The following is a 13,594-nucleotide window of genomic DNA, read 5'->3' as shown; positions in this document are numbered from 1 at the left end:
ATGACTAAAGAAGAAAAAAAATCAGCTTATGAAATAATGATTGCCCAGGCAGAAGCACTTTTTGCTAATGAAGACAACGCTCTGGCCAACTTCGCCAATGCTTCGGCTCTTTTGAATACCACTTTGCCCAACTCAGTATTTACAGGCTTTTATCTGATGGATAATGTCAAGAATGAGTTAATCCTTGGACCATTTCAAGGTAAAGTGTCTTGTGTACACATTGCTCTGGGAAAAGGTGTTTGCGGTCAGTCAGCAGCAGAAAATAGGACTTTAATTGTAGAGGACGTCACCAAACATACTAATTACATTGCTTGTGATTCTGCTGCTCGAAGTGAGATTGTTGTTCCCATGGTTAAGGATGGTAAATTAGTTGGAGTCCTTGATTTGGATTCTCACCAAGTAGGAGACTACGATGACGTTGATCAAGACTATCTTGAACAGTTTGTCAAAGTCCTACTTGAAAAAACAAATCTTACTTTTGCAATGTTTGAGGTTAACTAATGTATCAAGCCTTATATCGTAAATACCGTAGTCAAACTTTTGGCGAAATGGTTGGTCAAAAGGTGATTTCAACTACGCTAAGACAGGCGGTAGAGTCAGGAAAAATCAGCCATGCCTATCTCTTTTCTGGTCCACGTGGTACTGGTAAGACCAGTGCAGCAAAAATTTTGCTAAAGCAATGAATTGCCCTAATCAGGTCGATGGTGAGCCATGTAACCATTGTGATATTTGTCGTGATATTACTAACGGCAGTCTCGAAGATGTCATTGAGATTGATGCGGCTTCCAATAACGGTGTGGACGAGATTCGTGAAATCCGTGACAAATCAACCTATGCCCCAAGTCGTGCCACTTACAAGGTCTATATCATTGACGAGGTGCACATGCTGTCGACAGGTGCCTTTAATGCGCTTTTGAAGACCTTGGAGGAACCCACTGAAAATGTGGTTTTCATTCTTGCGACCACTGAGTTACACAAGATTCCAGCTACAATCTTGTCTCGTGTCCAACGTTTTGAGTTTAAGGCTATTAAGCAAGCTGCTATAAAGGAACACTTGGCCTCAATTCTTAAGAAAGAGGGGATGACCTTTGATGACGAGGCTTTGACCATCATTGCCCGTCGTGCAGAGGGTGGTATGCGTGATGCCCTTTCGATTTTAGATCAGGCATTGAGCCTTTCTTCAGACAATAATGTCAGTCAAGCTGTTGCTGAAGAAATCACAGGTTCTATCGGTCTGACTGCCTTGGATAGTTTTGTTGCTAATGTTCGTAATCAGGAAACCTCACAAGCCCTATCAAATCTTGAAACACTCTTTGATAATGGTAAATCCATGAGTCGTTTTGCGACTGATCTCTTGGAGTATTTCCGTGATCTCCTTATTGTCCAAGCAGGTGGTGAAAATAGTCACCATAGTCCTCTTTTTGAAGAAAATTTATCCTTAGGACAAGACCACCTTTTTCAAATGATTGATACCGTGACAACCGCCTTACCTCAAATTAAGACAGGAACCCATCCCAAAATTTATGCGGAGATGCTGACGATTAAACTGTCTGAGACACATGCACAAGTCACACAAGAAATCCCAGAAAATTTACAAGAAGAGTTAGACCGTCTTCGTCATGAAGTAGAGGAACTTCGTAAGGCTCTCAAGGAAGGTCAAAGTCAGGGACAAGGACTAGCAGCGCCAACTCGGAAGGCAAAACCGACCTATCAGTATAAGGTTGACTCTGAGAAAATACTGACTATCATGCGTGAGACTATGGAAAATCCACGAAAGTCACGACAATGTTTGGATGCCCTTAAGGCAACTTGGTCTGAAATTTTGGATTCAATCAGTCCACAATATAGAGCGCTTTTGAATGGTTCAGAACCTGTTCTTGCCAACCAAGAAAATGCGATTCTGGCTTTTAATGCGGCTTTTAATGCTGAGCAGGTGATGAAACGTAGTGATCTTAACGCTATTTTTGGAAATATCATGAGTTCAGCGGCTGGTTTTTCACCTAATATCATGGCTGTCCCGAAAGCAGAATTTGAAAAACTTCGCACAGAATTCGCACGAAGCCTAAAATCCAAAGAAGAATTGGAAAAAGAAGATCGTGAAGAGTACATCCCAAAAGAACTTGAGTTCCTCTCTGATGTGGTAGAAATAGAGGACTAAAAAGGACCAGTGGACCTTTTTAGGTTCGAGCCCAGAAATGCAAAAGCGAGGAAGGACCAGTGGACCTTTTTAGGTCCGAGCCTAGAAATGTAAAAGCGATGAAAGTCTAGTTTCCCTTTTTAGGTCCGAGCCCAGAAATGAGAAAGCTAAAATTTTGCTCATACATTTGAAGCGTCAACCAATATATCTTACTCTCCAGCAGTTGTAAAAATGAAAAGAGCCTAGACTGCTTGTCCTAGGCTCTATCTATTGATATAATAATCTTATGATTCAACAAATTTTGTTTATTACGCTTGAAACTATTTTTGAAACGGTTTGTTTTAATTACAGTTTACAGCACGGCTATTACTTTTTTACAGCCTTTTTTGGTTATCTACTCTTACGTCGTCTTTGGACCACTTATATTGTTTCACGTATTGCACGTGCAGCTAATAAGTCTACCAAGAAGTAAGGCTAACTTCGCCTGCGGTCAGCCATTTTCTCTGACCGTCGTCAGTAAGGACCAGAAGTTGCCCCTTGTCGCCAATTTCTTTGGCAATACCAGTATAAGAATTTCCAGCCTGTTCAAAAGTCACTTGTTTGTCTAAAACGAGGGACTTTTCTTTATAGACTTTGACCAAGTCCGCAGTTGGAATAGTTAAAAAGAGCTTCCAAATTTCCGAAATGAGCTGGTTTCGAGTGATGCTTGGTTTTTCAGAATTAAAAAGACTGGTTGCTTTCGTAGCTAACTCTTCAGGAAAATCACTGATTGAGAAGTTAAGCCCAACCCCGATGATGACATCTGTGATGCGACCAGATTCGATAGAGCTAATGGCTTCGGTAAGAACACCGGCCATTTTTTGTTGTTCAGATAGATATCGTTGACCCATTTGATGTCTGTATCTACGCCTGTAAGTCGCTGAATGGCTTTGACAATGGCAGCCGCTACCATCATGGTATAAGGTGGTAACTCAGTATAATGACAGTTTGGTTTAAGATGAATACTCATATAGATACCACCGTGAGGGATTGTATAAAAGTGACGTTCAAAGCGTCCCTTGGCTGATCCTTGGTTAGGAGCGAGATAAAGGGCAGGAACAGGGTCTTGTCTTTCCATACCATGTTTAGCATCAAGTTGGGTAGAAGTGGAATCTGGATTTAAGTAGACAGGAAAGTTGAGCTGGTCTGAAATGTCTTGTGGAAGAAGGATATCACCTTTTTCTAGGCGGTAGCCTTTTTTTCGGACACTTGTAATGACGATTCCTTGATTCTGAAGGGTCTGAATAGCCTTCCAAATGGCTGTTCGTGAGATACCAAGTTCTTTAGCGAGGTTTTCTCCAGTAACAAAATCAGGACTCTTTGCTAAGATTTCATAAACACGTTCATAAGTTTTCATATCTTAAGTATACTCTAAAATACCCTAAAATGCTTGCTATAAGATAATGATAAGGCTTGATAATTAATAACTATATGACTAGACAAGAAAAACGTGTTATAATGGAATTTAGTTATTAAGTCCCGATAAGGCAGCAGTCATCCTAGCTTGGCTGTTGGTTCTTTGTAACTTTTTAACGGCGTAAGACTCATAGTAGAGTCAGCGTTTTTTCTATCAGAAGGCGATGTGATTTGCTTTGTCTGATATTATTTATTCATATTAAAAGGGGGACATTTTATATGTCAGAACGTAAACTTTTCACGTCTGAATCAGTATCTGAAGGGCATCCAGATAAAATTGCAGACCAAATTTCAGATGCCATTCTTGATGCGATTTTAGCAGAAGATCCAGATGCACACGTCGCAGCGGAAACAGCTGTCTACACTGGCTCAGTCCATGTTTTTGGTGAAGTTTCTACAACTGCCTATGTGGACATTAACCGAGTGGTTCGTGATACTATCGCAGAAATTGGTTATAACAATGCAGAATACGGCTTTGCAGCAGAATCTGTTGGGGTTCACCCATCATTGATTGAACAATCTCCTGATATTGCTCAAGGTGTCAATGAAGCACTTGAAGTGCGTGAAACTGGTGACCAAGATCCACTTGATCTTATTGGAGCAGGAGACCAAGGTTTGATGTTTGGTTTCGCTATTGATGAAACTCCAGAGTTGATGCCACTTCCAGTTAGCCTCTCACATAAATTGGTTAAAAAATTGGCAGATTTGCGTAAATCTGGTGAGATTTCATACCTTCGTCCAGATGCTAAATCTCAGGTTACCGTTGAGTATGATGAGAATGACCAACCAGTACGCGTTGATACAGTCGTTATCTCAACGCAACACGATCCTGAAGCGACTAATGACCAAATTCGTCATGACGTCATTGAAAAAGTCATCAAGGCAGTTATTCCAGCCGAATACTTGGATGATGAGACTAAATTCTTTATCAACCCAACAGGTCGTTTTGTTATCGGAGGACCTCAAGGGGACTCTGGTTTGACTGGTCGTAAGATTATTGTTGATACTTATGGTGGCTACTCAAGACACGGTGGTGGTGCCTTCTCTGGTAAAGATGCCACTAAGGTTGACCGTTCAGCTTCATATGCAGCTCGCTACATTGCCAAAAATATCGTAGCTGCTGGTCTTGCTAAGAAAGCAGAAGTACAATTGGCTTATGCTATCGGTGTTGCTAACCCTGTGTCTGTCCGTGTTGATACTTTCGGAACGGCGACAGTTGCTGAAAGTAAACTTGAAGCTGCTGTCCGCGATCTCTTTGACTTGCGTCCGGCAGGTATCATTCAAATGCTAGATCTTAAACGTCCTATCTATCGTCAAACAGCGGCCTATGGTCACATGGGACGTACGGACATCGATCTTCCATGGGAAAAATTGGACAAGGTTGAAGCGTTGAAAGAAGCCGTCAATCATTAAGAAATAGAATTAGAAATAAAAATCAGAATTTTAATAGGAATTCTGATTTTTTTTATGTGCAAAGCCATTTAAATACAAAAGCCTGTTTAATTATTATTTATTAAAATATAGATAAATATCATTTGATTAGTATTTGTTAAGTAGGAATGTTTAATTCAAACGACTTCATTATAATGGTTGTCACATACATTAAAATTATAAAAAATTGAAAAAAAGGTTGAGAAATAAAAATAACATGTTATAATTATAGCGTCTATATGAATGGGGAATATTGGTAGTAGTAACTCGAAGCCAACCTGTTTGTAATATTTTAACTCTTTTGGGGAGAGTTGAATGATTACATGTTGGTACTTGGTACTAGTTGATATGGTATTGGGTTATCATACCGATATTTTGATTTGTAAGATAGGGATAGAGCGTAAGTAAAGGGGACGCTCTTTAAAATGGGGAGAAGTTTTTATGAAATATATGTAAATTAGCAATACTGCTGGATTCAAAAACACTTTTATTAGCAAAGCGTTTTTTCTCCTGCAGTTTTTTTATTTATTAAATAGTGTATTTTTAAATTCGAGGGAGAAGACTAAATAGCTCAAAACCATTGATATCCTTGGGTGATATGAGTTGACTTTTGTCTTAACTTCTTGAATTTTATACGTAATGATAGTCTTTTTATTGAGACCTTTTTCTTTATCTACTTTACATCATTTCGAAATATGACCAATAAGTCAGGGCATTCCCTTTAATGCTTTTGAAGGAAGAATATCTCATTTTCCTTATTATTGGGGATAATAAAGTGATAATGTAGAGTGTTATTTGTCAATATTATATTGATTTCGTATAGGTCATAGGGGGGATCTTATGGGAAAATTAAATATTATGGTTGTCTTTGGGACAAGACCAGAGGCAATTAAGATGGCGCCGTTAATTCTTGAGTTGAAAAAACATCAAGAAACCATTAATACTATTACAGTAGTCACAGCTCAACACCGTCAAATGCTTGACCAAGTTTTGGAGACTTTTGAGATAGTTCCTGATTATGATTTGGATATCATGGGGAAAAACCAATCACTTCAGGAAATTACTTCTAAAATTTTGGCTAATTTTGATCCAGTTGTTAAGAAGGAACAACCTGATTTGGTTTTGGTTCATGGTGATACAACAACAACATTTGCTGCTGGCTTGGTTGCATTTTACAATAAAGTAAGTATTGGTCACGTTGAGGCTGGGCTTAGAACTTATGATAAATATTCACCATATCCAGAAGAAATGAATCGTCAGATGACTGACAGCCTTTCTGATTTGTATTTTGCACCTACTCAAGAAAGTAAAGCAAACTTATTGTCGGAAAATCATAAAAAAGAGGCAATTTATGTCACTGGTAACACAGCGATTGATGCCTTAAAACTTACAGTTAAAGATAATTATTATCATGAAGTTCTCGATAAAATCGATGAGAATAAAAAAATTATCTTAGTAACAATGCACCGAAGAGAGAATCAAGGTGAGCCAATGCGTCGAGTATTTAAAACTCTTCGTCATATGGTAGATGAGCATTCTGAAATTGAAGTGGTTTACCCTGTTCATTTGAGCCCTTCTGTACAAGCTGCAGCAAAGGAAATTTTAGGTGACCATGATAGAATTCATCTTATCGCACCTTTAGATGTCTTTGATTTTCATAATTTAGCTTCTAGAAGTTACTTTATTATGTCAGATTCTGGTGGTGTTCAAGAAGAAGCTCCATCACTTGGAAAACCTGTTTTAGTATTACGAGATACAACAGAGCGTCCAGAAGGTGTTAAAGCAGGAACATTGAAACTTGTCGGAACTGATCCAGACAAGGTGAAAGAAGCAATGACTTCACTTTTAACTGATGAAGCTCTTTATAAAGAAATGTCTGAAGCTCCTAATCCTTATGGTGATGGTAAAGCATCTGAGAGAATTGTTCAAGCGATTAAAGTGTACTTTAATTTGGAAGATTCTGTATCAGAGTTTCACGAAGGAGGAAATTGAGTGTGAAAAGAGATAAAAAAATCTGGTATTGGATTTTATGTTTGATTTTCTTTGAAGCATTACTATTTCTCTACTGTAATCAAGTCAATCCTAATTTATTCATGTTTGAAGCTTTCTTTCTGATTTTAGGTATTGCTGCAGTATGTTTCTTAACAGAGATTCTGATTACTTGGCTAATCATTTTAAGTTTTGCTTTAAGTATCTTTGTATTGGTTAGTGGTGTTGTCTATCTTCCACTAAATGATACATTAGTTCTTATATTCAGTTTTCCTTTGTTAATGGGGATACTTTCAAAGATTAAGTATTACTTCTATAAATTTATTTCATCTGTTCAGATTGAAGAAGTCAAGGCTAGTAATGCTTATCGTGATTTATTAGGGGATAAAAAACCTGTTCAAGCACTTTTGATACATTGGTCTCATGAAGAACAATTCTTTGAATTGAGTCCTCGTGAATATAACCATTTGCTTACTAGTATCTATCATCAGATTTCAGATAAGCTGGATCGCTTTGAGCAAGTCTTTTATGTTTCTGAAGGGAGTTACTTAATCCTTTCAAAAAATAAATCGAGAAATCTAGAAAAGATTTATAAAACTAGTCTTGAAGAAGATCTAAAAGAAATGACATTCACTAGGGGAAGTAGTTATCAAGGTATTCAATTTCAATCAGGTTTTCTTGTCATTGATAAAAAGAATTCCAAAAAATTTGATAACTATAGTGAATTAATGAGTAATTTAAACCGTCAGTTAGAAACGGATATTATTGTTGAGTATTAGGGGGAAGTTATGACTATCACAAACTTGTTTTTTGTATTTGCTTTATGTATTAGCCTTATTTTTGCGATTGCTTTCATTGTTTTGTTTACTGTTTATACAGTAATATATGAACGTGTTTCTCATAATTTCAAGGCGGTGAAACATGGTTAGTCAGTTTTTAATGATTTTCACCCTAATATCCATCTGGATTTCCTTAGTTTGGGGTGTTGTTATTCTGGTATCAGGTGTTCATTTTTGGTTGAAACATAGTGATTTTAAGGTTGATAAGGAGGAACTTCCTTATTATCCTAAGGTTACGATTGTAGTTCCAGCCCATAATGAAGATGTTGTTATCTCTCAAACGGCTCAAGCTATCTTGAATATGAATTATCCTCATGACAAGGTTGAGCTACTTTTGTTTGCGGATAACTGTTCAGATAATACTTACCAAGAGTGTTTAGCTGTTCAAGCCATGCCAGAGTACGCTGGACGTAATATTACCATTATTAATCGTAAGGGTACTGGTGGTAAAGCAGGTGTTCTGAACGATGCCCTTAAAATGGCTGATGGAGAATATATCTGTATTTATGATGCGGATGCCATGCCTGAAACTAATGCACTTTACTTCTTAGTTAAAGAAGTGATGAAGGATCCAGAACGAAGAGTGGCGTCCTTTGGCCGTAATAAAACAAGAAATGCAAAACAAAATTTCTTAACACGTTGTATCAATCAAGAGATTGTTGTCACACAACGTGTTCACCATGTTGGAATGTGGCATTTATTTAAAATTGGTCGTATTCCAGGAACGAACTTCATTATTCAAACTGAATTCGTTAAGAGTATTGGTGGTTGGCGAAATGGTGCCTTGACCGAAGATACCGATATTTCCTTCAAGATTATGCAAAGTGGTAAATTAATTGCTCTGGCATATAATTCTGAAGCCTTCCAACAAGAACCTGAAACGCTTAAAAGTTATTATATGCAACGTAAGCGTTGGGCAAAAGGTAATTACGAAGTTGTTATCTCGAATTTTAAACATTTGTTCGGTAAAGGAAATTGGCGTGTAAAACTAGAAGTAGCGAATTACTCTTGTATTTTCTTCTGGTTTAATGGTGCAATTGTCTTATCTGATTTAATCTTCTTTGCTAATGTCTTAGCCATTGTTTTACATATCTTTTTCCCAACCGTTCAGATTCCGTTTGCCTTTGATGCAAATAATATTTACATTGCTCAATTAATGTTGTTTAACTGGCTCTTGATGATTGGATTATATTTATTGCAAATCAATGTTGCCCTAGCTTCACAATTTGGACAAGCAACCAGCAAACAAATTTGGTTAGCGATTCTCTCTTATTTTAGTTACGCACAGTTATTCATTATTGTTTCTTTAGATTCGTTGTGGTCTATTATCATGGATAAAATTCTTCATCGTGAAGGAACAACATGGGTTAAAACTAAGCGTTTTGCAGAATAGGAGTATGTATGAAAACAAAATATTTTAAATATTTATGGTTTGTAGTTATCCTTGGCTTATTTGTTTTTTCAATGTTTACCATAAGAATGAAAACGAAAACTGATATTCAAGATAGAATTTATCAAAAATGGGAAAAACACTTCGTGGTCAAAAAAGGCAACGAAGCATATGTCAAAACTACTAATGACAAAGACAAAGATGTTGTTCTTTCCGAGTCACAAAGTTACGGAATGCTAATCACCGTGCGAGCAGCTAAGAAAGGTTTAGCTAATCAAAAAGATTTTGAAAGACTCTACAAGTATTATTTGTCACATCGTATTGAAGGCAGTCAATTGATGTCTTGGGAACAAATTGTTCAAAAAAGTGCTAAAAATGTTGATGATCACAATGCAACTGACGGGGACCTTTATATTGCCTATGCCTTGATTGAAGCCTCAAAACAATGGCCAAGCCATAAAGATGAGTATCAAAAACAGGCCAAGGCCCTCTTGCAGGATATTCTCAAGTATAACTATAATGAAAATACTGGAATTTTGACTGTTGGGAACTGGGCGAACAAAGATTCCAAATATTATAATCTTATGAGAACTTCAGATACTGTACCTAAGCAGTTCCAAGCTTTTTATGAAGTTACAAAAGATAAAAAATGGTTGGATATTAATAACAAGATGTTAAGTAGTCTTGAAACGATTAGTTCTAAAACGAAGACTGGATTAATTCCAGACTTTATCTGGGTGGATGAATCAGGGGCTCGTGTGGTTAAGCCTTACACCATCTCAAATCAGTTTGATTCAACGTATTCTTATAATGCTTGTCGTCTTCCATACAATCTTACTCAGAGTAACGATGAAAAGAGTCAGAAAGTCCTTAATAAGATGTTGGATTTCTTTATGACTCAGAAAAATGTCTTTTCAAATTACAATTTGTCCGGTAAGTTTTTAGACGACCACCAAGCTGCAAGTTTTAAAGCACCAATTGCTTTTGCAGCTGAGAAGGATCAAAAGTACTTGAAATTAGTTCAGCAGAATAAGATTGTCTTTATGCAGGATCTTCCTGTTAAGAATTACTATGATTCTGCGATTATTACTTTAGTAGCCATGGAATTCTTCTAAGTAATAGTTAACTAATGACTCAAAATCTTCCCTAAACCTGTTATTTGGAAACAGTAGCATTAGGGAAGATTTTTTCTTATGACTAATGATTGAAAATAAATTAAATTTTAATCTCGAATGAGCACGGAAAATCTGATTTTGAAAGGTTCTTAAGTTGGTTAACAATTGCTCTTAATGGTGAAAACTAATAAAGAAATCAAATGTAAAAAGTCGTATTTTTAATGATTCTTCTTATGTTTTATGTAAGTCTTCTATGATATAATAGTTTGATGACTATTTTAAATGATATGGTTCCTCTAGCGAGCCACTTGGTTTTTATTGGTTTAACTTATCAGATGGTGAATACGCTTTTTGATTGGGAAAAAATAACCAAGAATGTTATTGTTAACACTGGGAAATTGAGATTATTCTTGCTTTTTATTAGTATTGCCATTGGTTTTCTAGTAAGTTCATTCTTTATATATGTTTTAACGCTATGTCAATCGTTAGCAAGCTCAATATCTTAAATTAGTGATTTTAAAAGACTTTTGATATAATACAAAAAGATGAAATTGACCCTTGAAAGGAATCCTTATGGATAAAATTATTGTACAGGGTGGCAACACTCGATTAAGTGGTGAGGTTGTCATTGAAGGTGCTAAAAACGCTGTTCTGCCATTATTGGCTGCGACTATTTTAGCCTCTGAAGGTCAGACAACCTTGACTAATGTTCCAATCTTGTCAGATGTTTACACCATGAATAATGTGGTTCGTGGCTTGGATATTGCTGTAGACTTTGACGAAGAAAATAATACTGTAGTAGTTGATGCTAGTGGTGAGATTCTAGATCAAGCGCCATACGAATATGTTAGTAAAATGCGTGCTTCCATCGTAGTACTTGGACCTATTCTTGCTCGTAATGGTCATGCTAAGGTTTCTATGCCTGGTGGTTGTACCATCGGTAGTCGTCCGATTGACCTCCACCTCAAAGGTTTGGAAGCTATGGGAGCTAAGATTACCCAGGTTGGTGGTGATATTACAGCAACTGCTGATAAACTCAAAGGTGCAACAATTTATATGGACTTTCCATCTGTCGGTGCCACTCAGAACCTTATGATGGCAGCGACCTTGGCTGATGGAGTCACAACTATTGAAAATGCTGCGCGTGAACCAGAAATTGTTGATTTGGCTTTACTTCTAAATGAAATGGGGGCAGATGTCAAAGGTGCTGGAACTGAAACACTCGTGATTAAAGGAGTAAAATCTCTTCATGGTACGCAGCATGCGGTTGTTCAGGACCGTATTGAAGCAGGTACTTTTATGGTAGCAGCAGCTATGACGTCAGGAGATATTCTCATCAAAGATGCCATCTGGGAGCATAACCGTCCTTTGATTTCTAAATTACTGGAAATGGGTGTCGACGTTAAGGAAGAAGAAGGAGGCATTCGTGTTACATCTGATGTTTCGAAATTGAAACCAGTAACCGTTAAAACTCTTCCTCATCCAGGTTTTCCAACGGATATGCAGGCCCAATTCACAGCGCTTATGGCAGTGGTTAAGGGTGAATCAACGATGATTGAAACTGTCTTTGAAAATCGTTTCCAACATCTGGAAGAAATGCGTCGTATGGGACTTCATTCAGAAATTCTTCGAGATACTGCAATGATTCACGGTGGTTTGCCACTTCAAGGTGCTCAAGTTATGTCTACTGACCTTCGAGCATCTGCGGCCCTTATTTTGACAGGGATGGTTGCTGAAGGGACAACGACAGTTGGTAAATTGACACACTTGGATCGTGGTTACTATCAGTTCCATGAGAAACTAGCTAAACTAGGAGCCAATATTTCACGTGTAAGTGAGGGCTAGTATGGAAACTGGTAAAGGCTATGTTTTTCGTCAATTATTGCTTGTTTTAATCGTTTGTTTGGTTAGTCTTGCTTTTCTGGCCCTTGGTTTAATGGTTGGTTATGCCGTCTTAGGCGAGGGTAAGGATCCAATAAACATCTTAAAACCAGAAACCTGGCAAGCAATCGTTGCTAAATTTACAGGAAAATAAAAGGGAGTGGGCTGTCGTCCTACTCCTTTACTTATGCAGATTCATAGAAATAGGAAGAACACGATGGCAAAAAGAAAGACATCTTTAACGAATAAACAGAAACGTCAGATTTTCTCATTACTGATAGCAGTCTTGGTAGTAGTTCTAGGTTATATTGGGACGAGCAATAAGCTTTCGCCTAATAATCCAATCAAGCAGGTAGCCAGTCTAGTCTCGGGAAAATCCAATAACTCCGTAAAATCTAACGGTTCAACAAGTGGTCAGTCTACACCACAAGAGCAGCTTGCTGAGACAGTGATGACTAGCTCTGTCAAGAGTCAACTTGGAAACTCCATAGAATGGAATGGGGCAGGGGCCTATATTATTAATGGGAACAAGACGAATCTAAATGCTAAGGTATCTAGCCAACCCTATGCTAATAACCAAGTCAAAACGGTTCAAGGCCAAACAGTTCCTACAGTAGCCAATGCCTTGTTAAGTAAAGCGACAAGACAGTATAAGAACCGTCAAGAAACAGGTAATGGATCAACATCATGGACACCAGCTGGATGGCACCAGGTACAAAATCTATCAGGAGAGTATAGTCATGCCGTAGACAGGGGGCATTTGTTAGGTTATGCACTAGTTGGAGGTTTGAAGGGATTTGATGCCTCCACTTCAAATCCTGAGAATATTGCTGTTCAAACAGCTTGGGCCAACGAAGCCAATAGTGATAATTCTACAGGACAGAACTATTATGAAAGTCTTGTACGGAAAGCTCAGGATAAAAACAAACGTGTCCGTTACCGTGTCACTTTAATTTATGATGGAGATAACCTTATACCATCAGGAACGCATCTTGAAGCCAAGTCAGCTGACGGATCCCTTGAGTTCAATGTTTTTGTTCCTAATGTACAAGAGGGGATCACCCTAGATTATTATTCAGGTAAAGTAACAGTGAATTAGAGAAAGAAATAACGACTCCAATTGGGGTCGTTATTTTTAAAGTTCAAAAACGAAAAACCCACCCGAAGGTGAGTTTCTTATTCACTAACTTGCTCCCATTGTTTAGAGAGGTAGCGAGAGTAGCTAGAGATGGCAAAGTTAACCACGAAATAAGCTAAAGCCACGATACCGTACAAGGTAAAAATTTGGCTTGGTTCGTAGTAACCCCCCATCAAATTTTGACTCTTACCAAACAATTCTTGTAAGGCAATAACAGAG

Annotated in this window: 11 protein-coding genes and 3 pseudogenes; 12 read left to right on the top strand and 2 right to left on the bottom strand. The window is 37.7% G+C overall.

Annotated features, from left to right (window positions below; genetic code table 11):
- The 3 genes and pseudogenes from HSISS3_RS05215 (at position 1) to HSISS3_RS05205 (ending at position 2,609) form a co-directional block, all read left to right on the top strand.
- A complete protein-coding gene (locus HSISS3_RS05215; RefSeq protein WP_205618669.1) occupies positions 1-501 on the top strand; it encodes a GAF domain-containing protein in 501 nt (166 codons plus the stop codon).
- Positions 501-2,158: pseudogene (dnaX, locus tag HSISS3_RS05210) on the top strand (DNA polymerase III subunit gamma/tau). Before HSISS3_RS05215 ends, dnaX begins: the two are co-directional and overlap by 1 nt.
- A 265-nt stretch (positions 2,159-2,423) precedes the next feature.
- Positions 2,424-2,609, top strand: coding sequence for a DUF3272 family protein (locus HSISS3_RS05205; RefSeq protein ID WP_021151960.1), 186 nt, complete (start codon positions 2,424-2,426; stop codon positions 2,607-2,609).
- Here HSISS3_RS05205 and birA read toward each other — a convergent pair.
- Positions 2,596-3,533: pseudogene (birA, locus tag HSISS3_RS05200) on the bottom strand (bifunctional biotin--[acetyl-CoA-carboxylase] ligase/biotin operon repressor BirA). The gene HSISS3_RS05205 and the pseudogene birA overlap by 14 nt on opposite strands.
- A gap of 278 nt (positions 3,534-3,811) precedes the next feature.
- Here birA and metK point away from each other — a divergent pair.
- From metK to HSISS3_RS05160, 9 genes are all read left to right on the top strand, one after another.
- Positions 3,812-5,005, top strand: a complete 1,194-nt coding sequence (gene metK, locus HSISS3_RS05195) for a methionine adenosyltransferase (protein WP_021151957.1) — start codon at positions 3,812-3,814, stop codon at positions 5,003-5,005.
- Between the two features lie 858 nt (positions 5,006-5,863).
- Entirely contained in the window at positions 5,864-7,015 is a 1,152-nt protein-coding gene (wecB, locus tag HSISS3_RS05190) for a non-hydrolyzing UDP-N-acetylglucosamine 2-epimerase (protein WP_002889505.1), read from the top strand.
- A 2-nt stretch (positions 7,016-7,017) separates the two neighbouring features.
- Positions 7,018-7,791: a hypothetical protein gene (locus HSISS3_RS05185; protein ID WP_021151956.1), complete on the top strand. Its 774-nt coding sequence runs from the start codon at positions 7,018-7,020 to the stop codon at positions 7,789-7,791.
- Positions 7,792-7,933: 142 nt separating this feature from the next.
- Positions 7,934-9,244, top strand: coding sequence for a glycosyltransferase family 2 protein (locus HSISS3_RS05180; RefSeq protein ID WP_021151955.1), 1,311 nt, complete (start codon positions 7,934-7,936; stop codon positions 9,242-9,244).
- An 8-nt stretch (positions 9,245-9,252) separates the two neighbouring features.
- Positions 9,253-10,356, top strand: coding sequence for a glycosyl hydrolase family 8 (locus HSISS3_RS05175; RefSeq protein WP_021151954.1), 1,104 nt, complete (start codon positions 9,253-9,255; stop codon positions 10,354-10,356).
- 269 nt (positions 10,357-10,625) lie between these two features.
- Positions 10,626-10,862: a DUF1146 family protein gene (locus HSISS3_RS11620; RefSeq protein WP_004182616.1), complete on the top strand. Its 237-nt coding sequence runs from the start codon at positions 10,626-10,628 to the stop codon at positions 10,860-10,862.
- Between the two features lie 67 nt (positions 10,863-10,929).
- Positions 10,930-12,201, top strand: coding sequence for a UDP-N-acetylglucosamine 1-carboxyvinyltransferase (gene murA, locus HSISS3_RS05170; RefSeq protein ID WP_008534485.1), 1,272 nt, complete (start codon positions 10,930-10,932; stop codon positions 12,199-12,201).
- Between the two features lies 1 nt (position 12,202).
- Entirely contained in the window at positions 12,203-12,391 is a 189-nt protein-coding gene (locus HSISS3_RS05165) for a DNA-directed RNA polymerase subunit beta (protein ID WP_008534486.1), read from the top strand.
- Between the two features lie 63 nt (positions 12,392-12,454).
- Positions 12,455-13,336, top strand: coding sequence for a DNA/RNA non-specific endonuclease (locus HSISS3_RS05160; RefSeq protein ID WP_021151953.1), 882 nt, complete (start codon positions 12,455-12,457; stop codon positions 13,334-13,336).
- 77 nt (positions 13,337-13,413) lie between these two features.
- On the opposite strand, the pseudogene HSISS3_RS11615 reads toward HSISS3_RS05160, so the two are convergent.
- Positions 13,414-13,594 (bottom strand): annotated as a pseudogene (locus tag HSISS3_RS11615) (amino acid ABC transporter permease); the annotation flags it as partial.

Origin of the sequence: Streptococcus sp. HSISS3 (genome assembly GCF_000448605.1) — a bacterium.
In the GTDB taxonomy this organism is placed as follows: Bacteria; Bacillota; Bacilli; order Lactobacillales; family Streptococcaceae; genus Streptococcus; species Streptococcus raffinosi.
Note: the sequence above shows the minus strand (reverse complement) of the source record. Positions and strands in the feature narration are given on the sequence as shown.

Bases quoted from the DNA above. Each gene is read 5' to 3' on its own strand.
- HSISS3_RS05215 (WP_205618669.1), top strand. From the start codon at position 1: ATGACTAAAGAAGAAAAAAAATCAGCTTATGAAATAATGATTGCCCAG.
- HSISS3_RS05205 (WP_021151960.1), top strand. From the start codon at position 2,424: ATGATTCAACAAATTTTGTTTATTACGCTTGAAACTATTTTTGAAACG.
- metK (WP_021151957.1), top strand. From the start codon at position 3,812: ATGTCAGAACGTAAACTTTTCACGTCTGAATCAGTATCTGAAGGGCAT.
- wecB (WP_002889505.1), top strand. From the start codon at position 5,864: ATGGGAAAATTAAATATTATGGTTGTCTTTGGGACAAGACCAGAGGCA.
- HSISS3_RS05180 (WP_021151955.1), top strand. From the start codon at position 7,934: ATGGTTAGTCAGTTTTTAATGATTTTCACCCTAATATCCATCTGGATT.
- HSISS3_RS05175 (WP_021151954.1), top strand. From the start codon at position 9,253: ATGAAAACAAAATATTTTAAATATTTATGGTTTGTAGTTATCCTTGGC.
- HSISS3_RS11620 (WP_004182616.1), top strand. From the start codon at position 10,626: ATGACTATTTTAAATGATATGGTTCCTCTAGCGAGCCACTTGGTTTTT.
- murA (WP_008534485.1), top strand. From the start codon at position 10,930: ATGGATAAAATTATTGTACAGGGTGGCAACACTCGATTAAGTGGTGAG.
- HSISS3_RS05165 (WP_008534486.1), top strand. From the start codon at position 12,203: ATGGAAACTGGTAAAGGCTATGTTTTTCGTCAATTATTGCTTGTTTTA.
- HSISS3_RS05160 (WP_021151953.1), top strand. From the start codon at position 12,455: ATGGCAAAAAGAAAGACATCTTTAACGAATAAACAGAAACGTCAGATT.